The organism is Agromyces chromiiresistens, from assembly GCF_029167465.1.
Taxonomy (GTDB): domain Bacteria; phylum Actinomycetota; class Actinomycetes; order Actinomycetales; family Microbacteriaceae; genus Agromyces; species Agromyces chromiiresistens.
The window spans coordinates 482387-508782 of record NZ_JARFNL010000001.1; the positions used below are offsets into that span (position 1 = coordinate 482387).

The 26396-nt window shown below is 71.1% G+C and carries 24 protein-coding genes; 16 read left to right on the forward strand and 8 right to left on the reverse strand.

The window, feature by feature from the left end; translation table 11 throughout:
• Nucleotides 1–72: 72 nt before the first annotated feature.
• Nucleotides 73–876, reverse strand: coding sequence for a hypothetical protein (locus tag PX701_RS02075; RefSeq protein ID WP_275505341.1), 804 nt, complete (start codon nt 874–876; stop codon nt 73–75).
• A 56-nt stretch (nt 877–932) separates the two neighbouring features.
• Nucleotides 933–1202: a DUF1876 domain-containing protein gene (locus PX701_RS02080; RefSeq protein WP_275505342.1), complete on the reverse strand. Its 270-nt coding sequence runs from the start codon at nt 1200–1202 to the stop codon at nt 933–935.
• 256 nt (nt 1203–1458) lie between these two features.
• Here PX701_RS02080 and PX701_RS02085 point away from each other — a divergent pair, with 256 nt between their 5' ends.
• Nucleotides 1459–1644, forward strand: a complete 186-nt coding sequence (locus tag PX701_RS02085) for a hypothetical protein (protein WP_275505343.1) — start codon at nt 1459–1461, stop codon at nt 1642–1644.
• A gap of 49 nt (nt 1645–1693) precedes the next feature.
• On the opposite strand, the gene PX701_RS02090 is transcribed toward PX701_RS02085, so the two are convergent.
• A complete protein-coding gene (locus PX701_RS02090; RefSeq protein WP_275505344.1) occupies nt 1694–2137 on the reverse strand; it encodes a nitroreductase family deazaflavin-dependent oxidoreductase in 444 nt (147 codons plus the stop codon).
• Nucleotides 2138–2324: 187 nt separating this feature from the next.
• On the opposite strand from PX701_RS02090, the gene PX701_RS02095 reads away from it, so the two are divergent.
• Complete coding sequence (locus PX701_RS02095; protein WP_275505345.1) at nt 2325–2732, forward strand: hypothetical protein; 408 nt, start codon at nt 2325–2327, stop codon at nt 2730–2732.
• A 287-nt stretch (nt 2733–3019) separates the two neighbouring features.
• Nucleotides 3020–4471, forward strand: coding sequence for a hypothetical protein (locus PX701_RS02100; RefSeq protein ID WP_275505346.1), 1452 nt, complete (start codon nt 3020–3022; stop codon nt 4469–4471).
• 49 nt (nt 4472–4520) lie between these two features.
• Here PX701_RS02100 and glsA read toward each other — a convergent pair whose 3' ends face one another.
• A complete protein-coding gene (glsA, locus tag PX701_RS02105) occupies nt 4521–5762 on the reverse strand; it encodes a glutaminase A (RefSeq protein ID WP_231429912.1) in 1242 nt (413 codons plus the stop codon).
• On the opposite strand from glsA, the gene PX701_RS02110 reads away from it, so the two are divergent.
• The 9 genes from PX701_RS02110 (at nt 5761) to PX701_RS02150 (ending at nt 16889) form a co-directional block, all read left to right on the forward strand.
• Nucleotides 5761–6522 carry an NADPH-dependent F420 reductase gene (locus PX701_RS02110; RefSeq protein ID WP_275505347.1) on the forward strand — a complete coding sequence of 254 codons (762 nt, stop codon included), beginning with the start codon at nt 5761–5763 and terminating at the stop codon, nt 6520–6522. The two genes, glsA and PX701_RS02110, sit on opposite strands and share 2 nt — an antisense overlap.
• 199 nt (nt 6523–6721) lie before the next feature.
• Nucleotides 6722–7519, forward strand: a complete 798-nt coding sequence (locus PX701_RS02115; protein ID WP_275505348.1) for a hypothetical protein — start codon at nt 6722–6724, stop codon at nt 7517–7519.
• Between the two features lie 5 nt (nt 7520–7524).
• Entirely contained in the window at nt 7525–8208 is a 684-nt protein-coding gene (locus PX701_RS02120) for a DUF5684 domain-containing protein (RefSeq protein WP_275505577.1), read from the forward strand.
• Nucleotides 8209–8211: 3 nt separating this feature from the next.
• On the forward strand, nt 8212–8577 hold the full coding sequence (locus PX701_RS02125; protein ID WP_231429915.1) for a hypothetical protein: 366 nt from the start codon (nt 8212–8214) through the stop codon (nt 8575–8577).
• 301 nt (nt 8578–8878) lie between these two features.
• Nucleotides 8879–10078: an ROK family protein gene (locus tag PX701_RS02130; protein WP_231429916.1), complete on the forward strand. Its 1200-nt coding sequence runs from the start codon at nt 8879–8881 to the stop codon at nt 10076–10078.
• Between the two features lie 328 nt (nt 10079–10406).
• Nucleotides 10407–11759, forward strand: a complete 1353-nt coding sequence (locus PX701_RS02135; protein ID WP_275505349.1) for an extracellular solute-binding protein — start codon at nt 10407–10409, stop codon at nt 11757–11759.
• A 4-nt stretch (nt 11760–11763) separates the two neighbouring features.
• Nucleotides 11764–12723 carry a carbohydrate ABC transporter permease gene (locus PX701_RS02140; protein ID WP_376930528.1) on the forward strand — a complete coding sequence of 320 codons (960 nt, stop codon included), beginning with the start codon at nt 11764–11766 and terminating at the stop codon, nt 12721–12723.
• Entirely contained in the window at nt 12720–13556 is an 837-nt protein-coding gene (locus tag PX701_RS02145) for a carbohydrate ABC transporter permease (protein ID WP_231429918.1), read from the forward strand. Before PX701_RS02140 ends, PX701_RS02145 begins: the two co-directional genes overlap by 4 nt.
• A 12-nt stretch (nt 13557–13568) precedes the next feature.
• Complete coding sequence (locus tag PX701_RS02150) at nt 13569–16889, forward strand: glycoside hydrolase family 38 N-terminal domain-containing protein (RefSeq protein WP_275505350.1); 3321 nt, start codon at nt 13569–13571, stop codon at nt 16887–16889.
• Between the two features lie 94 nt (nt 16890–16983).
• Here PX701_RS02150 and PX701_RS02155 read toward each other — a convergent pair whose 3' ends face one another.
• Nucleotides 16984–17955, reverse strand: a complete 972-nt coding sequence (locus PX701_RS02155; protein WP_275505351.1) for a patatin-like phospholipase family protein — start codon at nt 17953–17955, stop codon at nt 16984–16986.
• 186 nt (nt 17956–18141) lie between these two features.
• On the opposite strand from PX701_RS02155, the gene PX701_RS02160 reads away from it, so the two are divergent.
• Nucleotides 18142–19059 (forward strand): LLM class F420-dependent oxidoreductase, encoded by a 918-nt coding sequence (locus tag PX701_RS02160; protein ID WP_275505352.1) that lies wholly within the window; start codon nt 18142–18144, stop codon nt 19057–19059.
• A 16-nt stretch (nt 19060–19075) separates the two neighbouring features.
• On the opposite strand, the gene PX701_RS02165 is transcribed toward PX701_RS02160, so the two are convergent.
• Nucleotides 19076–19390, reverse strand: coding sequence for a DUF1905 domain-containing protein (locus PX701_RS02165; protein WP_275505353.1), 315 nt, complete (start codon nt 19388–19390; stop codon nt 19076–19078).
• A gap of 135 nt (nt 19391–19525) precedes the next feature.
• Here PX701_RS02165 and PX701_RS02170 point away from each other — a divergent pair, with 135 nt between their 5' ends.
• From PX701_RS02170 to PX701_RS02180, 3 genes are all read left to right on the forward strand, one after another.
• Nucleotides 19526–20038 (forward strand): methylated-DNA--[protein]-cysteine S-methyltransferase, encoded by a 513-nt coding sequence (locus PX701_RS02170; RefSeq protein ID WP_231429923.1) that lies wholly within the window; start codon nt 19526–19528, stop codon nt 20036–20038.
• A gap of 164 nt (nt 20039–20202) precedes the next feature.
• Nucleotides 20203–20676, forward strand: a complete 474-nt coding sequence (locus tag PX701_RS02175; protein WP_231429924.1) for a MarR family winged helix-turn-helix transcriptional regulator — start codon at nt 20203–20205, stop codon at nt 20674–20676.
• A 45-nt stretch (nt 20677–20721) separates the two neighbouring features.
• A complete protein-coding gene (locus PX701_RS02180; protein WP_231429925.1) occupies nt 20722–21582 on the forward strand; it encodes a 3-hydroxyacyl-CoA dehydrogenase in 861 nt (286 codons plus the stop codon).
• Between the two features lie 135 nt (nt 21583–21717).
• Here PX701_RS02180 and PX701_RS02185 read toward each other — a convergent pair whose 3' ends face one another.
• Nucleotides 21718–24825 (reverse strand): M14 family metallopeptidase, encoded by a 3108-nt coding sequence (locus tag PX701_RS02185; protein WP_275505354.1) that lies wholly within the window; start codon nt 24823–24825, stop codon nt 21718–21720.
• A gap of 202 nt (nt 24826–25027) precedes the next feature.
• Nucleotides 25028–26371: an MFS transporter gene (locus PX701_RS02190; RefSeq protein ID WP_275505355.1), complete on the reverse strand. Its 1344-nt coding sequence runs from the start codon at nt 26369–26371 to the stop codon at nt 25028–25030.
• Nucleotides 26372–26396 lie beyond the last annotated feature (25 nt).

Genomic DNA, 26396 nt, shown 5'->3' on the forward strand with positions numbered 1-26396 from the left:
CGCCGGATCGCGTGCAACTCTAAGGGATCCTGCGAAGCGCCAAGATCACGATTTCGACACCGTGCGGTGGCACTAGTCCGCGAGGATCGCGGCGAGCCACTCGACCGCGATCGCGTCGTAGCGCTTCGCCCCGTCGGTGCGCTCGGCTGCGGCATCCTCGGGCCAGGCGGCGAGCGCGTGCGCGACGCCGTCGACGTAGCGCACCTCGCCGATGCCGAGGCGCTCGAACTCGCGCGTCGTGTCGATGAACGGCGGCTCGTCGTCGGCGCCCTCGATGATGAGCAGCGACCCGTCGGCAGCCGCGAGCTCGCCGGCGCGCGCGACGAAGTCCATGCGAGCGGCGACGGCATCCGAGTCCGGCGTCCACGCGTAGGGCTCCGGCAGGAACTCGGCCATCGCGTCGATCATCGGGCGCAGCCGCAGCAGCGGGTTCATGAGCACGCACGCGGCGATGCCGTGCGAAGCCGCATGCGTCGCGAACACCTCGGCGGTCACCGACGCGCCGGCTGACCCGCCGAGCACGGCCAGCGCCGAGGCATCCGACGCACCGAGCACCCCGCGCAGTTCGGCGAGCGCCGCCGGAAACTCCTCGAGCGCTTGCTCGTGCATCGGCCCGAAGTACTCGGTCACCATGTCGATGCCGCTCGTGAGGAACTCCTCGAAGTCGGCGTACGGTGCGCGCTCGCCGCTGAGCGGCAGGCCGAGATAGATCACGTGCGCGTCGAGGCCGTCGAGCGGCAGCGCGGCGGCCAACGCGGCGGGCGTCGACGGCGGGTCGAGCAGGTGCCAGCCGACGACGATCGGCGCCTCGGGGTGCGTCGCTGAACGGGCCGTGTAGGGCACGCCGGCGGAGGTGGTGCCGTGCATCCAGGTCATGCGCGTGAGGCTAGCGCGTGCGGGGGAGCGCGGCCAGTGGTCGCTGCCGACGTGCGCTATCGATGCACGTGCGACGGCTGCCCGGTGATGCTCGAGATGTCCTTCTCGGTCGTGTGCAGCAGCCGCTCGGCGAGATCGCGCAGCGCGCGGGCGACCGCGAGCTCGTCGCCGATCGCGGGCACGTTCGGATCGAGTGGGTTGCGATCGGCCTTGCCGACGCCGGTCACCTCCCGACCCGTGGGGGTGCGCACCGTGGCCTCAGCCATCGTGGTGTTCTCTTCTTCGTCGATGTCGACGGTGACGCTCCACTGCTTCGTCGCATCCATGGAACTCACCACCTTCCGGTCCGGTTCCACCTTTCAGCGTACCGACCTGCCACGCGTGCGGCGAGGGGATGTCGCGCCCGTTCTCGGCCCGATCTGAGGTACCTCCCCGAGGCCTGAGGTACCTCAGACGCAGACCTCGGGCGGCGTCTCGGTGAAGATACGGCACACGCCCGATACGACCCCGGTACCTCAGCGACGAATCTGATCTCAGGCGGCCGGAACGACGGCCGCGAAGCATCCGAAAGGGATCGGAACCATGGACCTCGCAGCCGGCTTCATCGCCACCACCATCAACCGCAACGACGCCGAGGTCGCGGCCGCCGCGAACGAGCGCCGCCGCACCGAGGGCGAGCGCCACGCCGTCGAGCGCGCCGAGCGCGGGTCGCGCGGCGGGCGCCTGCACAGCCTCGCGCACCGCCTGCACCTGCACGCGGCGCAATGACCGCGGCATCCGGTTCACGACCACGAACCGGATGCCGCGGCGCGGCGTTTCACGACGACGCGGATGCCTCGCCGCCACCAGTCCGCGAACCAGGCTCGGACGTCGACTCGCGCAGCAGCCGGAACTCCCGCCGCCGCAGCAGTTTCAGCAACCACGACCTCGCCGGGCCGAAGGCGCGCAGGCCCGCCGAGGTCTCGATCGGCTCGATGCCGACGACCTCGAATTCGCGCCCCTTCCACACGACCGTCGCCCGGTTCGCGGCGACGACGTTGCGGTACCAGTTCACCTCGGGCCCGTACGTGAGCTCAGCGACGAACCCCTCGGGCACGCGGGCGAGCACGAGCGGCGTCTCGTACGTGCGGCCGCTCTTGCGCCCCGTGGTCCGGATGAGCGCGAACGGACCCGCGCCGTGCCGCGCCATCCAGAGCGTGAGCCGGTTGAGCGTGTGCTGGATGAACGTCAGCCACTCCCGCTTGAACCAGCCCATCGCCATGGTCCGATTCTCGTGAGGTCGCGCGGCGCTGTGAACCCCCACCCCGCCCGCTGGTCGAGGAGCGCCGACGCGAAGCGGCGACGCGTACCGAACGCAAGCACCCGTTGCCAACCTCGACCCGAATGTCGGAGGCCCCGTCTAGCGTCGTGATCTTCGGCTGAGCCCGGAGTCACTTCAGGAGACGACCATGGGGTTCGACTCTTCCCGCACGGTGCCGACGTTGGCACCCGCCCGCCCGACCACCACCGCTGCGGAGCTCGCCGCAACCGAGGCCCGCCAGGCCGCGACCGTGCGTCGCCGCGCCGACCTGACCCGGTTCGCCGCCGACGTCAAGGGGCTCGAACTCCGCCTCGCCCTCATCGACGACCGCTTCGAGCGGCTCGCCTCCCGCCCCGACGAGCTGTACCAGGACTGGCGACGCGACCTCGTCGGCCGCATCCGCTCGCTCGCCCAGAAGGCCGCCGTCCTCGAGGCCGCCGATGACCTCGAGCCGCACCATCGCGACCGCGTCGCCGCACTGCTGCTCACCATCCGCCACCGCCTCGGCGCGCTGGACGCTCGTCACGCAGCCCGGCAGGGACGCCGTGGCCGGTGACAGCAGTGCGCGCAGATCGGCGCTGGACGAGCGCCTCCGTGCGGGCGGCCACATGACCACATCACCACACGTGGGCAAGCCACAATTCCACATTTCCACACCCTTGGCGGTCACAAGTCCACTTGTCCACAGGCCCCGCGTCGGTGACTCCCCGCCGCCGGTCGTCGGGTCGAGCCGGCTGCGGCTCGGGCCTCGATACCCGTGCCCGTTCTTCGAGCGATTCGAACCCGGCGGGACGGTTACGATCGATCCTCAGCGACCCACGCTCCGACCCGAATGAGAACCCCGTGACCGACGACCCGACTCCACCGCAGCAGTCGGCCTGGCAGCCGCCCGACCTGCCTCCGCGTCCGCCCGCGTCTCAAGCGCCGCTCATCCAGCCGTACCCCACGTACCCGCCGCCCGGAACCCCCACGTCGGCCCCGCAGCGGCCGGCCCGCCCGAAGGGGCTCGGCGGCGCGCTCGCCGCGGCGATCATCGTCTCCACGCTGCCCGTGCTCGGGTTCGTCGGAGTCATCAGCTGGGCGGCGGCCATCGTCGTCGCCGAATCGACCGCGTCCACCGGCGCGGCCGCCGGGCCCGTCATGCCCGTCGAGGCCGAGGGGCCGGCCAGCCCGCTCGCCGCCGTGATCCCCGACGACCTGCCCTGGGATGTGCGACTGGGGGGCGACGCCTACACCTGGATGGTCGACTCGTTTCCCACCGATCCTGCGTGGGAGCAGACGGGCGACGCGAACGAGCCGGACTACAACTTCACGAACATCGCGTACGAGAACCTCGAGACCGGATGCTTCGTCTGGTTCGCGAACGGACCTCTCGAAGCCATCGACGTGACCCACGGCGACCGGGTCGCGAGCGTCGGACTGCTCGGCTACGCGCTCGAACTCCAGCCCGCCGACGCCGACGTGGCCGACGGCTCCATCGCGACCATCAGGGCCGACGGCACACGACCGGGCCGGGCCGATGCGGTCGAAGTCGACCTGAGCGAGGGCGGCTGGTCGGGCGTTGCGGTGGCCCGGGCGTTCCCGAGCATCGGCGAGGGCGTCGTCTACACGGTCGAATGTCCCGACGAGGTGCAACTCGATGCGGCTCGCGGCGAGGTCGACGACCTCCTTCAGATCGCGCTCACCTCGGTGCTCCCGGGGGCATCTCCCGACGCGAAGCCCGCCGCTGAGGCGCCGCCGACGCCGGCGGAGCCGACGCCGATGGCGACCGAGCAGTCAACGCCGCCCCTGTCACCCGTGATCATCCCCCGGGACCTTCCGTGGGACGTGCAGCTCGGCGGTGAGGCGTACACCTGGATCGAGAACTCGTTCCCCAGCTCGCCGGACTGGCGGGAGATCGGGAGCGCCGGAACATCGGGAGAGTACGAGCACCGTGAGAACGGATGCCGCGTCGCATTCGGGAACCAGCCGTTGACCGGCATCGACGCCACCCACGGCGATCGAGTCGCCAGCGTCGACCTCCTCAGATTGTCCGTCTACTTCGACGTTCCCGCAGGCGACGTCCACGACACCCGGATGGTCGGCGTCGGCGACGGAGTGCAGTCCGGCATCGTGGACGCGGTCGCCGTCGACATGCCTGCGCCCTTCGGCCCAGGGGTCGTCGTCGCGCGGGCGTTTCCGAGCACCGGTGAAGGCGTGAGCTACTCGATCGAGTGCGACGACGGAGCACTGGTGCCCGCGATGCGCGCCGAGGTCGACGAGCTTCTCGCGGTGAAGCTCATTCCCGCGTCCTGAGTTTGTTCGGGGCGGTCTTCGATACGCGTCCGACTTCGTCGGGCGCTCGTCAACCGGCGGCGGGGCCGGCGAGCACCCCGTCGGGGTCGCGCACCTCGACGCGCGGACGGCCGTCGTCGAGTCGGCCCATCGTCTCGGGCAGGGCGCTGAAGATCTTGCGCGAGCCCGCGGCCACCCTCGTCACCGCGGTGAAGTCGAGCACGAGGCATCCATGATCGCCGACCAGGGGAGCGAGGCGGCTCACGATCTCCTCGGCCTCCGAGAAGAGGATCTCGCCGCGCAGCATCGCGACCGTGTCGCCCGAGCCGTCCGATCCGTCGCGCGAGAGCGACGCGATCGGCGACAGCGGCGCCCCGTGGTGCTGCAGCATGTGCAGGCCGTGCCGCTGCGACAGCAGCTCGAGCGTCGCGACGCCGCGCACGCTGTTGCCGCGCGCGTCGAGGCGCGGGCTGAACGTGCCGATGCCGAACTGCCCGGGCTGCACGGCCGCGATGCCGCCGCCGACGCCGCTCTTCGCGGGCAGGCCGACCCGCACCATCCAGTCGCCCGACTCGTCGTACATGCCGCAGCTCGTCATGACCGCGGTGGTCCAGCGCGCGGCATCCTCGCTGATGACGCGCTCGCCCGTCACGGGGTTCACGCCGCCGGTCGCGAGCGTCGCCGCCATGATCGCGAGGTCGCGGGCGTTGACCGAGATCGAGCACTGGCGGAAGTACGCGAGCGTCGCCACGTCGACCGCCGACCCGAGGGTGCCTGCCGAGCGGGTCAGGTAGGCGAGCGCGCGATTGCGGTCGCCGGTCGTGGCCTCCGACGAGTACACGTCCTCATCGACCCGCAGGTCGCGGCCCGCGAACCGCTCGATGCCCGCGAGCACGGCGGCGAACTTCTCGTCGGCGGTGTCGCCCGCCATGAGCGAGGTCATGACGATGGCGCCCGCGTTGATCATCGGGTTGCGAGGGCGGCCGGATGCCTCGTCGAGGCTGATCGCGTTGAACGGTTCGCCGCTCGGTTCGAGGTCGACGTGCGTGCGCACCTCGTCGAGCCCCCGCGCGTCGACCGCGAGCGCGAACACGAACGGCTTCGACACCGACTGGATCGTGAACTCCGCCTCGACGTCGCCCGCCTCGTGCACCACCCCGTGCGTGCTCGCGAGTGCCGCACCGAGCTGGTCGGGCTCGACCTTCGCGAGCTCGGGAATGTACGACGCGACCGCCCCGTCGGCGCGATCTCGCACGGCATCGAGCACCGACTCGAGTGCGTGACGAACCGGATCCCCCAGAGCGGCAGCCATGCGGTCAGCCTACGACCGCAGCCGTCGGTTGAGTAGGGGCGATACGGAGCGACGGCCCGTATCGAAGCCACGGGAACAACCCGCGCGCGTGGGCGTTGCACTCACCATGACCACCCTCGGAATCATCGGTGCAGGACACATCGGCAGCCAGGTCGCCCGCGCGGCCGTCAAGAGCGGATACGAGGTGGTGATCGCGAACTCCCGCGGACCTGAGACGCTCGAGGGGCTCATCGCCGAGCTCGGCCCGCACGCCCGCGCCGCCACCGCCACCGACGCCGCGACCGCCGCCGACATCGCCGTCGTCACGGTGCCGTTCAAGGCGTACGGGTCGATTCCGGTCGAGCCGCTCGCGGGCAAGATCGTCATCGACACCGACAACTACTACTGGGAGCGCGACGGCCACGTGCCCGCCCTCGACGAGGGCCGCGACACCGTCACCGGCATGCTGCAGAAGCACCTCGCGACGAGCCACGTCGCGAAGGGCTTCAACCACATCACGGCCGCCGACATCACGACCGACGGTCGCCCGGCCGGCGACCCGGCCCGCCGCGCGCTCGCGACGGCGAGCGACCACGAGGATGCCGCGGCCTTCGTCACCTCGCTCTACGACGAGTTCGGCTTCGACACCGTGAACGTCGGGCCGCTCGACGAGAGCTGGCGGGTCGAGCGCGACCAGCCCGCCTACGAGTCCGGCGCGCAGACCCGCGACGAGCTCGCCGCCAACCTCGCGAAGGCGAAGCGCATCACCTCCGCCGGTTGAGCAGCGCCGGCGCGGAGCGACGACGCGTATCGACACCAAACCCCCTATCGCACCGGGGGTCTCGATACGCGTCGCCTGAGGCGGCGCTGCTCAACCGACGAGGTTCGAGAAGGGCAGGGGTCCCCATCGTGCAAGTGGGCGGTGGACAGTAGCATCTGATCCCAGTGCCCTGTCCGGCACGGAATCCGTTGGAGGACTCGTGACGTTCGACCCGTCCGCGCCGGTGCCCCCGGTACCCCAGCCGCCGGCGCAACCGCCCGCCGCGCAGCCGCCCGTGCCGGGCGAGCCCGGTCAGCCGGCTCCCGGTGCTGAGCGTCCGAAGGGACTCGCGGGGGCGCTCACCGCGGCGATCATCGTGTCGGCGCTGCCGATCGTGATGATCCCGCTGCTCGCGATCTGGATGATCGTCGCGCTCGCGCAGCTGCCCTGGACCACCGGCGGCTCCGGCGACGAGTGGTCGAGCAGCGACCCGCTCGCGGAGGACCCGCTCGCCGCGGGCGACCTGCCGATCGACCTGCCGTGGGACGTCGACCTCGACGGCGACGCCTACCTGGCGCTCGCCTCGAGCTTCCCCGGCGACGACGCGTGGACCGCGGGCGAGAGCGACGGCACGTCGATGACGTACGACAACGCCGCCACCGGCTGCTCGGTCTGGTACACGAACGGCAGCGACGGCTCCGACCTCACCGGCGAAGACGACCGGTCGGCGAGCCTCACGCTCATCGACTCCACCTTCGGCACGACGGTCGACCGGGCGAACGCGTACGACGTCGCGCTCGTCTCGGGCGACGGCGTCGAGACCGGCGTCGCCGATGCCGTCGCGATCGACCTCGAGGGCGACCGGTACTACACCGTGATCGCGCGCAGCATCACCGATGTCGGCGAGGCCGTGATCATCTCGGCCGAGTGCGACGCGGCCGAGCAGCTGCCCGAGACCGTCGCCGCCGCGACCGACCTCTTGACCGTCGGCGTCGTGCCGGCCGAATCCGTGGAGTGACCGAGATGTTCCTGACCGAATCGCAGACGAACCCCGGTGACGTGTTCGCCGTCTTCGTGCCGCTCATGCTCTTCTACGGCCTGCTCTTCGTCTTCGCGATCGCGACCTACGTGCTCATGGCGATCTTCCTCTCGAAGGTCTTCGTCAAGACCGGCAACGAGGGATGGCCGGCCTGGGTGCCGGTGTACAGCTCGTGGCGCGTGCTCGAGATCGCCGGATTCCAGGGCTGGATCGCGCTGCTCTCGTTCGTGCCGTTCGGCAACATCGTCGCGCTCGTGTTCCTGATCATGGCCGTCAACCGCATCAACAAGGGCTTCGGTCGATCGGCCGGCTGGACGGTGCTGTACGTCTTCCTGCCGCTCATCTGGGGTGCGCTCATGGGCTACGGACGCACCGAGCCCTGGCGCGGGCCGGCCGCGTGGCTGCCCGAGGCCGGGTACTACGCCTACCCGCCGCAGGCACAGCCGTATCCCGGCGCGGCGCAGGCGCAGCCCTACCCCGGTGCGCCCCCGGCGCAGGCGCAGTCGTATCCGCCGCAGCCGGCCGCGTACCCTCCGGCCGCGCCGCCCGCAGTGGCCGCACCGGCCGCGCCGGCCGCACCGGAGCCGCCTGCCCCTCCGGTGCCGCCCGCTCCGCCCGCTCCGCCCGCTCCGCCCGTCCCGCCGACCGACCCGAACCAGGGAGCCTGAACCATGACCCAGCTGATCCTCTCCGGCAACGACCAGCAGACCGTTCCCGTCGTCATCGAGATCTCGCGCGGCCTCGGCTACGAGGCGACGCAGCCGACCCCGGGCAGCATCAAGCTCGAGCGCGGCGACTTCTCGAAGACGATGCTGCTCGGCGCGATGGCGGGCAAGAACTTCCACATCTCGTTCACGTTCGACATCGGGGTGGACCAGTACGGCAACACCTGGCTGCGCTTCGACGAGGGGACCGGGCTCGGCGCGGTCAAGGGCGGCGCGATCGGCTACTCGAAGACGAAGAAGGCGTACGCCGAGTACCTCGACGCGCTGCGTCGGCAGACGACCGAACGCGGCATGCTGCTCGGCGAGCAGTAGGCGGCGCTGCGCGCTCTGTCGGTCGAGGAGCGACGAAGGAGCGTGTCGAGACCACGACCGGGTGGTCTCGATACGGCGCTGCGCGCCTGCTCGACCGACCGGGCGAGATAGTGAGAGCGCTCCCTCCCAATTTCTCCATCGATGTGACAAACTCGGAGGAGGCGGTTCGCGATGCAGCGAACCCGTGGGGAGGGGGCACGAGATGGCACAGGCTCCGACACCCACGCTATCCGACCCGGCTTCGCCGGCGCAGCCGCAGGCATCCGCCCCAGCCGCCCGCCGCGGTACCAACCTGCCGCGCATGGGCGACTTCAACCGCTCGGTCATCTTCGATGCGATCCGCCGCGCGCCCGAGGGTCGCAGCCGCGTCGAACTCGTCGAGATGACCGGCCTCTCGACGCAGACCGTCAGCAACATCGCCCGTCGCCTGCTCGACGACGCGCTCATCGTCGAGGCGGGCAAGACGAGCGCGGCGGGGCTCGGCAAGCCGCGCACGATCCTGCGCCTGAACCCCGACGGGCTCTACGCCGCCGGCGTGCACATCGACCCCGCAGTCATGACCTTCGTGCTGCTCGACCTCACCGGCCGGGTCGTCGCGCACAGCCGGCTGAAGACGCCGAAGGCCGCCGACCCCGATCACGTGATGGCCCGCATCGACGACCGGTTCGAGCAGCTCGTCGCCGACTCCGGAATCGCCCGCGAGAAGATCGTCGGCCTCGGGCTCGCCGCCCCCGGCCCCATCGACCAGGAGCGCGGCACGATCGTCGACCCGCCGAACCTGCACGGCTGGCACCGCGTGCCCCTGCGCGACGCGCTCGAGCGGTCGACCGGCCTACCTGTACTCGTCGACAAGGACGTGACGGCGGCCGCCGTCGCCGAGACGTGGGTCGGTGGCGAGAGCGGCACCGGATCGTTCGTCTTCTTCTACATCGGCACCGGCATCGGAGCGGGCCTCGTGCTCGACGACGAGCTCATGCGCGGCGTCTCGGGCAACGCGGGCGAGATCGGCCACATCGTCGCCGATCCCGACGGGCCGCCGTGCTTCTGCGGCCAGCGCGGCTGCATCGCGGTCACCATCACGCCGCAGGCGATGGTCGACGAGGCCGAAGACGCGGGCGTGCTCGCGCCCGCCCCGCACGAGACGCCCCGCGAGATCGACGCCCAGTTCGACCTGCTCTGCGAAGCCGCGGCCGCTGGGGACGCCTCGGCGGCAGCCATCCTCGACCGCGCGGCCGACCGCACGGCCCGCACCGTCGCCGTGCTCACCAACCTGCTCGACGTCGACCGCGTCGTCTTCGGCGGGCCGTTCTGGGCGCGCCTGGAGGCGCGGTACCTCGAGCGCATTCCGCCGCGCCTTGACGAGTACAGCGCGACGGCGGCGCTGCGAAGGATCGAGGTCGCGGGCACCGGAGTGGGCGACGACGTCGCGGCGATCGGCGCGGCGAGCCTCGTGCTCGAGCGCAGCTTCACGCCCTCGGCGACCCGGCTGCTGCTCGGGTAGACGCGAGTGGGGTGAGGGGCGCCCCGACGGAGGGGCGGCATCCACCAGCTGGTTGAGGAGCGCCGCCGCGGCGCGGCGACGCGTCTCGGAACCAACGTCACCGGACAAATTGCCCCTTGCCGACTAACTCCATTCGATTTACTATGTGCAGGTGGGGAACGCGAACGCCCCGCGGAGCGCGGTTCGGGGGAGCCGACGGTCTCCACGGGGCGTGTCGCTTCCGCACGCCCACATGAGTCCCGATGCCCCAGCGGGTCAGCACCATCACGCGCACCACCCGACAACGCCCGAACCGCCTGCAAGCACTCGAGCAAAGGAGCACGAGACCATGCACCGCACCCGCGCCACCCTCGCCTTCGCGGTCGTCACCGCCGCGACCGTCGCCCTCGTCGGCTGCAGTGCCGACTCGGGCGGCGGTGACGACGACACGATCCGCATCGTCTACCAGAAGACCGACGCGTTCGTCGCGCTCGACGACCTCTTCAAGAAGGTGAAGCCCGAGTTCGAGAAGGCGAACCCGGGCATCACGGTCTCGCTCGAGCCGATCGTCGCCGACGAGGCCGACTACGGCACGAAGCTCGCGCTCATGCAGCAGAGCCCCGACACGGCACCCGACGTCTTCTACGAGGACACGTTCAAGGTGCGCAGCGACGTCGACGCCGGCTACCTCCTGAACCTCGACGAGTACCTCGCCGACTGGAGCGACTGGTCGCAGTTCAACGAGGGCGCGAAAGAGGCGGGCCGCGCCGACGACGGCAGCGTCTACGCGGTGCCGCTCGGCACCGACACGCGCGGCATCTGGTACTCGAAGTCGGTGCTCGAAGAGGCCGGCGTCGCCCTGCCGTGGGAGCCGAAGTCGTGGGAGGAGATCCTCGACACCGCCCGCAAGGTGCACGCCGCCTCGCCCGACAAGGTCGCGTTCAACGTCTACTCGGGCAAGCCCGCCGGCGAGGGCTCGGTCATGCAGGGCTTCGGCATGCTGATGTACGGCACCGACGACGAGCTCTACGACGCCGACGAGAAGAAGTGGGTCACGGGCTCGCAGGGCTTCGTCGACTCGCTGGCCTTCATCGAGACGCTGTACTCCGAGGGCCTCGCGCCCGCTCCCGACGTCGCGCTCGACGGCTCGATGTGGCAGAAGCTGTTCGGCGAGTGGTTCCCGAACGGCCAGATCGGCGGCACGATCGAGGGCTCCTGGTCGCCGTCGTTCTGGATGGAGGGCGGCCAGTACGCCTGGCCCGAGTACGTCGACGACATCGGCGTCGCGGCCTTCCCGACGCAGAACGGCCAGGGCGACGGCGCGGTCAGCCTCTCCGGCGGCTGGACCCTCGCGGTCGGCGCGAACAGCGGCAACCCCGACGCGGCGTTCGACTTCCTCGCGATGGCGCTCGACAAGGAGAACGCGCTCGACTACAACATCGCGAACTCGCAGATCGCGGTGCGCACCGACGTCGCCGAAGACCCGGCGTACCTCGAGGCGAACCCCTTCATCGGGTTCTTCACCGACCTGGTGACCTCCACGCACTTCCGGCCGGCGACTGCCGACTATCCCCAGATCTCGGCTGAGATCCAGGCGGCCACCGAGGCCGTCATGACGGGGCAGATGACGCCGGAAGAGGCGGCCGCCGCCTATGACGAGGCGGTGGTCGGAATCGTCGGCGAAGACAACGTGACCGGCTAGGAGCATGGTCGCGGTCTCATCGCCGCCGATCGATGGCGGCCGGCCGACGCGGGATGACCCGAACTTCCGCGTCGGCCGGCAACCGCCTCGGCACGGCCGGCGGGCGCTCGTGCGCCTGCTGCCGGTCGCCCCGTCGATCGTGCTGCTCGCCCTCTTCATGGTGGGCCCGGTCGTCTGGGCATTCTACGTCTCGTTCACGAACACCGCGCTGACCGGTCGCGCGGCGCGCGACCCCCAGTGGGTCGGACTCGACAACTACGTCGACCTCTTCACCGACCGCGCGTTCCCGCTGTCGCTGCTGCTCACCTTCGTCTTCGTGCTCGGCTCGGCCGTGATCGGCCAGAACCTCATCGGCCTCGGGCTCGCGATCCTCATGACGCGGGCGAACCGCGTCGTGCGCGCCGTCGTCGGCACGGCCGTGGTCGCGGCGTGGGTGCTGCCCGAGATCGTCGCGGCGTTCGCCGCGTACGCGTACTTCGCCGACGACGGCACCCTCAACCAGCTGCTCGCCGCGATCGGCATCGCCGGCCCCAACTGGCTGTTCGACTTCCCGATGCTCGCCGTGATCCTCGCGAACGTGTGGCGCGGCACCGCCTTCTCGATGCTCGTGTACGAGGCCGCCCTCAACGACGTGCCGCCCGAGATCACCGAAGCGGCGATCGTCGACGGCGCGGGCGGTGCGAAGCGGCTCTGGTGGGTGACGCTGCCGATGATCCGCTCGTCGATCGCGACGAACCTCATGCTCATCACGCTGCAGACGCTCGCCGTGTTCACGCTCATCTGGGTGATGACGAAGGGCGGCCCGGGCATGGCCAGCTCGACCCTGCCGGTCTTCGCCTATCAAGAGGCGTTCAAGTTCCAGCAGATCGGCTACGGCTCGGCCATCGCGGTCGTCATGATCGTCGTCGGCGCGATCTTCTCGGTGGGCTACATCAGGATGCTGCGTCCGGAGCGTGACACGTGAACCTCGCGTCGCCGCGCCGTGCCGCGGCATCCCTCGCCCGCAACCTGGCCCTCGTGCTCATCGGCCTCTGCTTCGTCGTGCCCCTCGCGTGGCTCGTGCTCGCCTCGATCGACACGTCGCCGAGCCAGCGCACCGAGGTGCCCGAGGGGTTCACCCTCGCGAACTACCAGGCCGTGCTCACGTTCGACGGCACCCTGCTGCCGCTCTGGAACTCCACCCTGCTCTCGACGGGCACCGCGATCGTGACGGTGCTCGTCGCGGTGCTCGCGGCGTACCCGCTCTCGCGGTACCAGTCGCGGTTCAACAAGCCGTACCTCTACGCGATCCTGTTCGGCACGTGCCTGCCGATCACGGCGATCATGGTGCCGGTGTACAGCCTCTTCGTGCGGCTCGGCTACCTCGACAACCTCGCCGCGGTCACGTTCTTCATGGCGGCGACGAGCCTGCCGATGGCGATCTGGATGATGAAGAACTTCATGGACTCCGTGCCCGTCTCGCTCGAGGAGGCGGCGTGGGTCGACGGCGCCTCGGCGATGGGCACGCTGCGCCGCATCGTCGTGCCGCTCATGCGGCCGGGCATCGCGGTGGTGTTCATCTTCGTGTTCATCCAGGCGTGGGGAAACTTCTTCGTGCCGTTCATCCTGCTGCTGAGCCCGGCGAAGCAACCTGCCGCCGTGAGCATCTACAGCTTCTTCGGCCAGTACGGCACGGTCGCCTACGGCGAGCTCGCCGCCTTCTCGCTGCTGTACTCGTTGCCGGTCATCGCGCTGTACGTGCTCGTGTCGCGCGGCATCGGCGGTTCGTTCGCGCTGCAGGGCGCGGTCAAGGGATAGGGGAGAGCCCGCATGCACGACGATTCCGCCCTGGTCGAGACCCGCATCGCCCGCTTCGTGCGCGAGCGCCTCGAACCCGCGATCTACCGCGAGCGGGTGCCCGCGCGACTCGAGCGCTGGGAGGCGCCGGGCGAACCGGTGCCGTTCGCCGAGGCCGTCGCACAGCAGTTCGCTCCCGTCGCCCCCGGCGACGCGTGGGGGCGCGCGTGGGGCACGACGTGGTTCAGGGTCACGCTGCCGGAGGTACCCGGTGCTCGAGGAGCGGAGCGAATCGAGACCCCGTCGCAGGGCATCGAAACGGTCGCTGCGCTCCCCGCTCGAACATCGGAGGCTCACTGGGAGCTCGTGGTCGACCTCGGGTTCATCGGGGTCGCGCCCGGGTTCCAGGCCGAGGCGCTCGTGTGGCGCACCGACGGCACGATCGTGAAGGCGGTCGAGCCGCGCAACCGGGCGGTGCCGCTCGAGCTGATCGCCGGTTCTGCCGGTCGAGTCGGCGCGCAGCGCCGCATCGAGACCACGGGGCCCGGGGGTCTCGATACGCGTACCGCTTCGCCGGGCGCTCCTCGACCGGCGACCACCGTGTACCTCGAGGCGGCGTCGAACCCCGACATCAGCCAGAACTGGTCGTTCGCCCCGACGCCCCGCGGCGAGTGGGAGACGGCGGGCGACGACCCGATCTACGTGCTCGGCGACGTCGACCTCGCGCTCCGCGACGTCACCGTCTGGGAGCTCGTGCAGGACGTCTGGACCCTCCGCGGCCTCGAGGCGCAACTGCCCGAGGCGTCGCCGCGCCGCGCCCAGATCGTGCGAGCGCTCGAGCGCATGATCGACGAGATGGACCCCGACGACATCGCCGGCACCGCGGCGCTCGGGCGGAGCATCCTCGCGCCCGTGCTGGCGGCGCCCGCCTGGGCGAGCTCGCACCGCCTGCACGCCGTCGGGCACGCGCACATCGACAGCGCGTGGTTCTGGCCGACCCGTGAGACGGTGCGCAAGGTCGCGCGCACCTTCTCGAACGTCGACGCGCTCATCGAGGAGCACCCGGGCCTCGTGTTCGCGGCGTCGTCGGCGCAGCAGTACGCGTGGCTGAAGCAGCAGTACCCGCAGGTGTTCGAGCGGGTGCGGGCCCGCATCGCCGAGGGGTCGTTCGTGCCGGTCGGCGGCATGTGGGTCGAGTCCGACACGAACCTGCCGGGCGGCGAGGCGCTCGCGCGCCAGTTCGTCGCGGGCAAGCGCTTCTTCATCGAGGAGTTCGGCGTCGAGCCGCTCGAGGTGTGGCTGCCCGACTCGTTCGGCTATTCGGCGGCGCTGCCGCAGCTCGTGCGTGCGGCGGGGTCGCGGTGGTTCCTCACGCAGAAGATCTCGTGGAACGAGACGAACCGCTTCCCGCATCACACGTTCCGGTGGCAGGGCATCGACGGCACCGAGGTGTTCACGCACTTCCCGCCGGTCGACACGTACAACTCAGAGCTGTCGGGCGAGGAGCTCGCCCGGGCCGAACGCCAGTACGCCGAGAAGGGCACGGCGAACACCTCGCTCGTGCCGTTCGGGTGGGGCGACGGCGGCGGCGGGCCGACCCGCGAGATGATCGCCGCGGCCTACCGCACAGCCGATCTCGAGGGCTCGCCCCGCGTGACGCTCTCGTCGCCGCGGCGGTTCTTCGAGACCGCCGAGTCGGAGTACCCGCACCCGCCGGTGTGGTCGGGCGAGCTGTACCTCGAGTTCCACCGGGGCACGTACACGTCGCAGGCGCGCACGAAGCGCGGCAACCGCCGCAGCGAGCACCTGCTGCGCGAGGCCGAGCTGTGGGCGGCGACGGCGGCCGTGCGCGGCGCCGTGCCCTATCCGGTCGACGAGCTCGACGACGCCTGGCACACGGTGCTGCTGCAGCAGTTCCACGACATCCTTCCCGGGTCGTCGATCGCGTGGGTGCACCGCGAGGCCGAGCGCCGCTACGCGGAGGTCGCCGAGGTGCTCGAGGCGATCATCGAGCGCTCGGTGCGCGCGCTCGCCGGGTCGGGCGACGGGACGCTTCGCCTGAACGCCGGACCCTACGACGTGTCGGGCGTGCCGGCGCTGGGTGGGACGCGTCGATCGAGCGACGAAGGAGCGCACCGAGACCACGCCGCCGGCGGAGCGGCCCTCGATCTGGCGCTGCGCGCCGACTCGACCGGCGACGGGCGCATCACCCTCGCGAACGCCCATCTCGAGGCGGTGCTCGACGCCGACGGACTGCTCGTCTCCCTCCGCCACCGCGAACCCGACGGCCGCCTCGGTCGCGAGGCGATCGCGCCCGGTCGTTCGGCGAAGCTGCTGCAGCTCTTCCGCGACACCCCCAACCAGTGGGACGCGTGGGACATCGACGCCCACTACGCCCGCAACGTCGTCGAGCTGCGCGAGGCGGAGTCGGTCGAGGTGTTCGGGTCTCGAGACGGCGGCGACGCGCCTCCTCGAGCACCCGGCGACGAGCGGGTCTCGGTGCGCATCGTGCGCCGGTTCGGGGCATCGAGCCTCGTCGAGACGGTCTCGCTCGGCGCCGACGACCGCGCGCTCGAGGTCGAGTTCGAGGTCGACTGGCACGAGCGGCAGAAGCTCCTGAAGCTCGCGTTCCCGCTCGACGTGCACGCCGACCGGGCGACGAGCGAGATCCAGTTCGGGCACATCCATCGGCCGACCCACGCGAACACCTCGTGGGACTCGGCCCGCTTCGAGACCGTCGCCCACCGCTGGGTGCACGTCGGCGAGCCGGGCTACGGCGTCGCGATCGCGAACGACGCGACGTACGGCCACGACACCCAGCGCGCCGCCGATGTCTCGCGCCCCGGTGCGACCGTCACGACCGTGCGGCTCTCGCTGCTGCGCGCCCCGCAGTTCCCCGACCCCGAGGCCGACCAGGGCGCGCACCGCATGCGCGTCTCGATCGCGCCCGGTGCGGGCATTCCCCAGGCGATCGTCGAGGGCTACCGCCTCAACCTGCCGCTGCGCACCTTCACCGGTGTGGATGCCTCGGCGATCGACCCGCTCGTGCGCGTGACGGGCGCCGTGGTCGAGGCGGTGAAGCTCGCCGAAGACGGCTCGGGCGACGTCGTCGTGCGCGCCTACGAGGCGCACGGGGCCCGCGCTCGGGCGCGGCTCGAGGCATCCTTCGACGCCCGAGCCGAGTCGACCGACCTGCTCGAACGCCCGCTCGCGGGCACCGCGGGCACGGGAGCCGGGGTCGGCGTCGCGCTCGCCGAGGCCGGCTCGCGTGCGTGGGAGTTCGACCTGCGACCGTTCCAGGTCGTGACGCTGCGCCTGCGGCGCACACCGGTGGCGGAGGCGTCGGTCGAGTAGGCGCCCAGCGCCGCCCGGTCGGTCGAGTAGGCGCGCAGCGCTGTATCGAGACCACGCGGCGGCCGGCCCCGGTGCGGGGCCGACCGCCGAGGGGTCAGTCCCAGAACTCCGCGATGCGCGCGGCGACCGCGCCGCCCCGCTCGAATCCGGCCCGCGCGGCGGCCGGCCGCAGGGCGACGTTCATCGCGTTGTCGAACAGGTGCGCATCCTCGCTCGTCGGGAAGATCGTCTCGACGTGGCTGCCGCCGGCGCGGAGCGCATCGACCTGGTCGGCGAGCTGGAGCCGCCACTCGAGCGGCAGCCTGGTCCTGCCGCCGAACGGCGACAGCACGAGCACCCGCTCGTACCCGGTCGCGAGGTCGGCGTTCTCGGCGTTCGTGCGGTAGCCGCCGTCGATGTACGGGTGACCGTCGATCCGGTAGGCGAACCCGCCCGCGCAGCTCGCGGCGACGGCGTCGACCAGGTCGACCCCGCTGTCGCGATCGAAGACGACCGGTTCGCCGGTCTCGGCGTCGACCGCGGTGAGGAGCACCGTTCGCAGCGGCCAGTCCGAGCTCGGAAAGCGCGAGGCGACGGTGGCCCGCCAGCGCGCCTGCTGGGCGTCGTCCGACGAGGCGTCCAGTTCGAGGGCGGAGACGCCCATCTTCCGGCGCATGTCGTCGGCGTCGGTGGCAGCGGCGATGATCGCGCCGGTCCGTGCGAGGTGGTCGACCGGTCGGCCGGCCGGCCGGAGCCCGGGACCGGATCCGTGCGTCGTACCCGCCCAAGCCTGGCCTGCGGTCGGGGCGGGCTGCGGCGGTGCCGCCTCGACGATCGCGGCGTACAGGTCGGCCGGGCTCGCGCCGGCCAGCTGGGCCGCCGCGGTGGATCCGGCGGACGTGCCGATGGTCACGTCGGGTGCGGTCACGTCGACGCCGGCGTCGGCGAGGCCCGCGACGACGCCGATGAGCCAGGCGTTGCCGGTCGAACCGCCGCCGCCGAGGACGAGGGCTCGGGCGCCCGAGGCGGGCACGCGCCCGGTGGCGTCGACGGGCTGTCGGGAGAGAGAAGAAGGTGTGGTGTGCATGGGAGTCGCCTTTCGCGAATTGCCTGTTCGGCGCTCCCGGCGGCGACTACCTCAGTCGCGGATCGTGGACTGCAGGGGAGCGCCCACTGATACTGCGTTCATGGGTCTCACCTCCTGTCTCGATCACGATCACCGGGGACGGTATCACGATGGGGATGCCGCGGCAATCGTCGTAGGCTCGCGAGCATGACTGAAGCCGAAGCCGGCATCGCGCCGACTGGCACGCGCGACGTGCCAGTCGCGCTGCACGTGCCCCGCCCCGACCGCCCCGCCCGCATCGCCGTGCAGGTGAAGCCGCAGCACGCGAGCTACGCCGAGCTCCGGGCCGCGGTCGTGGCCGCCGAGGAGGCCGGTGCCGACGTCGTGCTCGGGTGGGACCACTTCTTCCCGCTCAGCGGCGACCCCGACGGCGCGCACCTCGAGGCGTGGTCGCTGCTCGCGGCCTTCGCCGAGGTGACCGAGCGCGTCGAACTCGGCGTGCTCGTCTCGTCCACCGGCTACCGAAACCCGCAGCTGCTCGCCGACATGGCCCGTACGGTCGATCACATCAGCGCACGCGACGGCGGTCCGGGTCGGGTCGTCCTCGGCATCGGAGCGGGCTGGTTCGAGCGCGACTACGAGGAGTACGGGTACGAGTTCGGCACCGCGCCCGATCGGCTGCGCAGGCTGCGGGCCGACCTGCCGCTCATCCGCGAGCGGTGGTCGAAGCTCAACCCGCCGCCCACTCGAGCGATCCCCGTGCTCATCGGCGGCGGCGGCGAGCAGGTCACGCTGCGCATCGTCGCGGAGCACGCCGACATCTGGCACGGCTTCGGCGACGCCGAGACGATCGCGCACAAGCACGCGGTGCTCGACGACTGGTGCCGCCGGATCGGCCGTGACCCGGCCGACATCGAGCGCAGCGCCGGCGTCTCGCCGAGGCCCGGTCGCTACGCCGAGGACCTCGACGACTACGCCGGCCATGCCGAGGCGCTCCACGTGGTCGGAACGCGACTCTTCACGGTCGGCCTCGAAGCCGAGACCGGTTGGGATCTCGGGCCCATCCGCGAGCTCGTCGCGTGGCGCGACGAGGTGAACGCGCGCACCGTCGGCGCAGCCGGTTGAAGGACGACCGCGGGCCTCAGCCGTCGTGCACGGTCAGGCGCACCTCGATCACATCGCCCTCGCCGATCTGCTCGGCCTCGAGCACCGCGCGCTTCAGCGGCAGGGCGTACGTGTCGCCCGAGGGGAAGATCGACGTGCTCCACGTCGTGCCGCCGACCGTCGCCGTCACGCGAGCGGAGTTGAACCCCCGAGGCATCCGCGGCCGGTCGGAGATGTCGGCGCTCGGCTCGGGCGGAACGTCGACGAAGAACCAGTTGCGACGCGACGCCCACTCGTAGATCTCGGCGGTGAAGGCGACGCGCATTCCGGTCGCGGGGCGAGGGTCGCGCATGCGGTCATCGTACGGCGACCGGCCGACACCGTGGGCTCGGCTCTTCGGCGCGAAGCCCTGCGCCGGCCGGGACGAAGTCCGATTCCCGCCGCCGGATCGAGCACCGCCGACCTCGAACGGGGTGAGGATGGAGACATGACCCGACGCCACGCCACGCTGACGACGGCGCTCGGCGAGCTGCTCGTCGTCGCCGACGGCGACGCGCTCGCGGGCATCTACTTCCCGGGGCACTGGCATCCGCCGACCGCGGGCACGATCGGCGTCGAGGTGTCCGCGCGCGACGACGCGCTCATCGCACGGCTCGGCGTCGAGCTCGACGAGTACCTCACCGGCGCCCGCACCGAGTTCGACCTGCCGACCGCGCCCGACGGCGACGAGTTCCAGCACGCCGTCTGGGGCATGCTCCGCGGCATCCCGCTCGGCACGACGGTGACCTACGGCGAGCTCGCCGAGCGCCTCGGCGATCGCAACCTCGCCCGGCGGGTCGGGGGCGCCGTCGGGCGCAATCCGCTCAGCATCATCGTGCCGTGCCACCGGGTGGTCGGCGCCGACGGATCGCTCACGGGCTACGCCGGCGGCCTCGAGCGCAAGAGGTTCCTGCTCGAGCTCGAGGGCGCGCCCGTCGTCGCGCAGGCGCGCCTCTTCTGAGCTGAGCGCGGGAGCGGACGACCGCCGACGGGTGTCGGTGGATGCAGGCGACCCGGCGCCCCGGCGACCCGCTGACTCGGCACTCCGACATCCATCCGGCTTTTTCTGTTGCGGAATGCAACGCACGAGCGTAGTGTTGCATATGACAACAGAAGGAGCCGGGCATGGTGAAGCGCACACCCCGCGACGAGCACGCCGCAGCGATCCTGCGCGAGCTCATCGTCATCACCCGGCGCGGCGTCGCCGACGCCCGCACCGCGCAGTTCAGCCTGAGCATGACCGACCAGTCGATCCTCGGCTACATCGTCGACCACCCCCAGTGCCGCTCGACCGACATCGCCGAGGCGTTCCGCCTCAACCGCTCGACCGTGTCGCGCCAGCTCGCGGGCCTCACCCGCCTCGGCGTCGTGCGCGAGATCGCGGATGCCTCGGGCCGAGGCCGCCCGCTCGAACTCACCGACGCCGGCTGGTCCGCGTACCGCGAGGCGATCGCGCTCCTGCAGGGTGTCGTCGACCGTCACCTCGGTGACTGGAACGACGCCGAGGTCGCCCGCTTCGCGACCGACCTCACGCGGTTCAACGACGCCGCGACCGACGGCGACCGGCCGAGGCATCCCCGAGACGAACGCGCCGGCTGAGGCGCGCGAGGCCCCACGAGGGCACGACAGGAAGAAGGAATCATCATGACCGCAGTGCAGCACGTGACCGTGCTCGGAACCGGAGTGCTCGGCTCGCAGATCGCGTACCAGACCGCGTACAGCGGCCTCGAGGTCGTCGCCTACGACCTCGACGACGCCGCGCTCGCCGCGGCGAAGCAGCGCTTCGAGAAGCTCGCCGCGACGTACGTCGAGGAGGGCGTCGACGGCGCCGCCGACGGGAGGGCGCAGGCCGCGCTCTCTCGCATCACCCTCTCGGCCGACCTCGGCGAGGCGGTCGCGAACGCCGACCTCGTCATCGAGGCCGTGCCCGAGAGCATCGACATCAAGCGCTCGACCTACGAGAAGCTCGCCGCCGTCGCCCCCGAGCGCACGATCTTCGCGACGAACTCGTCGACGCTGCTGCCGAGCGCCATCGCCGACGCGACCGGCCGCCCCGACCGGTTCCTCGCGCTGCACTTCGCGAACCGCATCTGGGCGCACAACACCGCCGAGATCATGGGAACCCCGGCGACCGACCCCGCCGTGTACCGCACGGTCGTCGAGTTCGCCGAGGCCATCGGCATGGTGCCGATCGAGATCAAGAAGGAGCAGCCGGGCTACGTGCTCAACTCGCTGCTCGTGCCGTTCCTCTCTGCGGCCGGCCAGCTGCTCGTCGACGGCGTCGCCGAGCCCGAGGCGATCGACGCGACCTGGCGCATCGGCACCGGCGCACCGATGGGTCCGTTCCAGATCTACGACATCGTCGGGCTCACGACGGCCTACAACATCTCGATGATGGGCGGGCCGAAGCAGCAGGAGTTCGCCGCGCTCATCAAGGAGCGCTACATCGACCAGGGCAAGCTCGGCGTCGCGACCGGCGAGGGCTTCTACCGCTACGGCGCCTGAGCCGGGTCACGGCGGGGTCGGGTCGGAGCGCAGCGACGTATCGAGGCCTCTCGCGAGGTCTCGGTACGCTCCGCTGTTCGGCCACCGGTGGTCGCGAGGTCTCGATACCGGTCGCCCATCGACCACCGGGCGGCGTCAGTCGAGCAGGTGCTCCAGCGCCCGGCCCATCCACTCGGCCCGGATGCCGGCATCGTCGATGCCCTCGAACCCGAACCCGGTCATGAGCGACCCCGGCGTCGCCACCACCGCGGCCTCGGGGAACCCGGCCGCCGTCGTGACGATGAAGTCGTTCGGATTCGGTGCGCTGCCCTCGGGCGGCCCGGTGACCTCCCAGCCACCGGTGTCGCCGCCCTCGAACGACGTCGTGCCCTCACCGGTCGACACCTCGATGTCGTCGACGAAGACGCCCAGCCCCTGCGTCGACCAGTCGCTGATGTACGCGATCGACACCTCGACCTGACCGCCCGCGAAGGCATCCAGGTCGACCGACCACTGCTGCCAGCCGCCGGAGTTGCCGGAAGCGGCCTGCCAGACGCCCGACGTGCCGGTCGGTTCGCAGGTGCTCGCCGCCTCGTCGTACGTCTGGTAGTGGTCGAGGTGCGGGTGCAGCTCGCGCCATCCGGCCGGGCAGCTCTCACCGACGCTGTCCGACGTGCTTCCGCCCAGCTCGGGCAGCGTCGTCCAGTCGTCCTCGCCGGGAGTGTGCGCCTCGACGGCGACGTGGTCCCAGTCGGCCTCGGTGTCGTACGACGTCCAGAACGAGAGGTCGGCGCCGTCGGCGGGCACGTCGATCGTGCGCGTCAGCCGCTTGTACGACACGTCGGCGATCTGCGAGTACGCGTAGGCGTCACCGGTGTGCGGCTCGAACGGCCCGCCCGTGCGGTCCCAGCGGCCCGCGACCCAGCTCTCGAACTGCGGGTACTGCTGCGGGTCGAGGATGCCGCTCGTCGTGATGAACGAGTTGCTGTGATCCTGGTTCGGCGCGCTGTCGGTGCCGCTGAAGCCCCAGTCGAGGCCGGTGAACGGCGTGTCCACGCCGAGCACGTCGAGGAGTTCGCCCTCGTCCGTCGTGCCGGCGTCGTCGACCACGAGGTAGGCGCCGAGCCAGTACTGCAGCGTGTCGTTCGTGGCGTCGCCCGACCCGCCGAGCGGCCGGCACCGGGGAAGGATGCCGCCGGCGGTCCGGCACTGCGCGTTCGCCGCGGTCGGGTCGTACAGCTGATCGGTGCCCGCGTACTGCGTGCCGGCGTACTTGCCGGTGTAGAGCACCTGACCGCCCTCGTTGAGGAAGTCGCGCACTTCGAGCGTGTTGTCGAGCGCCAGCCGCGAGGCGGTGCCGCCGGGCCACCCCGGTTCTCGGGTGATGATGTCGTCGCCCGTGTACCAGATGACGGCGTCGTAGTGCGAGAGCACTCCGAGGGCATCGGGTGCCGTGCGGCCGCGCGCATCGACGTCGTAGACGTCGTACCCCGTGCCGTTGGCCTCGAGCGCCTCCTCGTAGAAGTCGAGGTAGTTCGGTCCGCCCGCCTGCACGGGCGAGGCGCCCGTGTAGTCCTCGGCCGCGAGGACCAGCACGTCGTCGGTCGATTCCTCGACCGCCCGGTAGGTGAACGAGTCGCTCGTCTCGCTGCCGCCCTCGAACCAGACATCGACCTCGTCGCCCGGCTCGGTGCCGGTGACGAAGCCGCTCATGATGCGGTAGTGCACGGCCGTCTTGCCGCCGTAGCGATCACCGCCGGTCCACTCCTCGGTCGTCGCGCTCACCGGATCGCCGCCGTTGATCGAGTACTTGAGCGTGATGTCGCCCAGGTCCCGCTTGGCGATGACGCGAACCTCCTGCGGGTCGCCGTACGAGTACTCGAAGGTGAAGTCCGCAAGCGGCAGGCCCGCCTTGTAGGTGTCGTCGCTCTCCAGGTAGAAGGGCTTCGTCTCGATGCCCAGGTGCGACACCGGGTCGTCGGGGTCGGCCGCGGACTTCGCGACATCGAGCGCGAACGGCAGCGCGCGCTCGAACTCGGCCTGGACCTGCGCCTCGTCGTCGGGGAACACGAACCCGCCACCGGTCGGGAGGCCCTCGCCGAGTTCGGGCGTCCACGCGAGGGTGCCCCGCTGGGCGTGCGCGAAGTCGGTCGTCTCGCCGTTGGTCACGTAGAGCACGTCCGACGACAGTCCCGGCTCGAAGTCGGGGATCGCCGGGTCGTCGAGGTTGCCCGAGAGCGCGTAGTAGATCGGGTCGTCGGCGGTCGGGGTGCCGGTCTGCCAGCCCTCCGCGTACAGCAGCCACTGCCCGTAGGAGTGGTAGTTGACCTGGAACGAGAAGTCGGCGCGATCGAGCAGGGCCATCATCGCCTGCGTCTCGGGCTCGGACCCCGCCGACGGGCCGCGGTACGTGTCGCTCGAGATCTGCGACGACGACCCCTCCTCGTCGTACCCGAAGTGCTCGGGGTAGTTGCGGTTGGGGTCGACGCCGTCGGCGCGCGTGATCTGGCCGTCGCCGTCGTTGTCGCGCAGGTTCTTGCGCCACAGCCGCTCGTGGTCGAACGTGTACTGGTAGCCGTCGGGGTTGGCCACGACGAGGAACCAGAACTCGTTCTGCCTGAGCAGGTTCTTGATCTCCTGGTCGCCGCTCCTCCACCCGTCGACGAAGTGGTGCAGCAGGCGGCGGTTGACCTCGGTCGAGATCCACTCGCGGGCGTGCTGGGTCGAGCTGTAGAGCACCGCCGGCCGCGCGCCGTCGGGCGTCGCCTTCGCCGCCTGGGTGACCTTCATGGCGATGAGCTCGCGACCCTCGTAGGTGTGCCCGAGCACCTCGAGCTTCACCACGTTCGGGTTCTTCTTCGCGAGTGAGTACAGCTCGTCGCGGATGCCTCCCGGTTCGTCCCACGACCGGAACACGTCGTAGCCCGCGGCGGCCTGCTCTTCGGCGAGCTGACGGGCCGACTTGCCGTCCTTGTTCTTCTTGACGGCGACGTCGAGGCCGCGGGCCTTGAGGGCCTTCGCCTCGCCGGGCGTGAGCACCAGGTCGATGCTGACCCCCGACTCGGTCACCGTGCTGTTGGCGACGTCGAAGCCGGCCGCGGCGATGTCGGCGGCTTGATCGCCGGTGACCTCCGCCGTGTACATGTCGAGGGCGCCGTCGTTCTCGGCGGCGCCCGCGCCGACGGGACTCAGCATCGTGAACGTCAGCGCGAGTGCGGTGGCGATGAAGACGGCACGATTGCGTATGGAGCGATTTCCAGCCATGAGCGGACTCCTTCGGCCCGTCTCCGGCCCAGGGCGGATGGTGACGACATCGTCGTGCGACCCCATGTACGTCACGCCTCTGGCGCTCGCTGCGGACCCTACGGGATAGCCTCCCGTGACCACGGGCGCGTGTCAACCCGGTTCTGAGGATTGCTCGCGATGAGTCGAGCGAATGTCGCGAGCTCGGCCGCGAGCGCGAAGCTCAGCCGCGATCGCGATCGCGATCGCGCCGCCGTGGTCGCGGCTCGTCGAGTCCCATCCGCACGCGGGTGCGCCGGCGCTCGACGATGATGAACACCGAGCCGAGGATCCAGAGCGGCATCTGCGTGAGGAACGCGATGCGGAACGCCTCGAGCGTGTACGTCTCGGGCGTTCCGGCGCCCTGCAGGTCCATCGCGAGGCCGATCAGGAAGATCGCGATGAGGCCCGCGATGAACCCGCCGCCGTTGACGATGCCCGTCGCCGTGCTGAGCCGGTGGCTCGGATTGTGCGTGCGAGCGTGGTCGAACGCGATCATCGATGCCGGGCCGCCGGTCGCGAGCGCGAGCGCGAGCAGGAACAGCAGCCAGACCGGCGCCGGTCCGGGCCACACGATCACGATGAGCCACGCCACCGCCTGGATCGCGATCGTCGGCAGCACGAGCATGCGCGAGCGGCGCAGCGGGTGCCGGCTCGAGAGCGCCCCCATGACGGGCCCGACGAGCATGCCGAACACGACGAACGCGCTCACGACCAGCGAGGCCATCGCGGGCGTGAGCCCTTCGCCCGCCGTCAGGAACGGGAAGCCCCACAGCATCACGAACGCGGTGCCCGCGAACGGCGTCGTGAAGTGCGACCAGAATGCGAGCCTGGTGCCGGGGTGTCCCCACGACTCGCGGAAGCCCTGCCGGAGGTCGGCCGACGAGCGCACGACGGCGATCGCCCCGGTCTCGGTGTTGACCGAGACATCCGCGTCGCTCGTCGGCGGGTGGTTGCGGATGATCGCGAACGTCAGCACCGCGAACAGGGCCCCGAGGCCGGCGAGGCTGCCGAATGCGACCGTCCAGCTCGTGGCGTGCAGCAGCGCCGCCATCGGCAGCAGGGCGAGCAGCTGGCCGGTCTGGCCGACGATGCCGGTCATCTGCACGACGAGCGGCGCGCGCTGCTGCGGGAACCAGGTCGCCACGACGCGCAGCACGCTCGGGAAGACGGCCGCATCGCCCGCGCCGAGCAGCACGCGGGCGAGGATCGCCGTGCCGACGTCGGTCGAGACCGCCATGACGAGCTGGCCGACCGCCATGAGCACCATGCCGGCGGTGACGATCGGACGGGCGCCGAACCGGTCGAGCAGCAGCCCGACGGGAATCTGCATGCCGCCGTAGACGAAGAGCTGGATGACCGCGAACATCGACAGCGTCGAGGCATCCGCGTCGAACCTCAGGGCCGCGTCGGAGCCGACGGCGCCGAGCGAGGTGCGGTTCGTCACCGAGACGACGTAGGCGGCGACGCCGACGCCCCAGACCAGCCAGAGCCGCCACGGGCGCACGGGCTGGGGGAGGATCGTCACCGATCCATTCTCCCCCCGGCGGCTC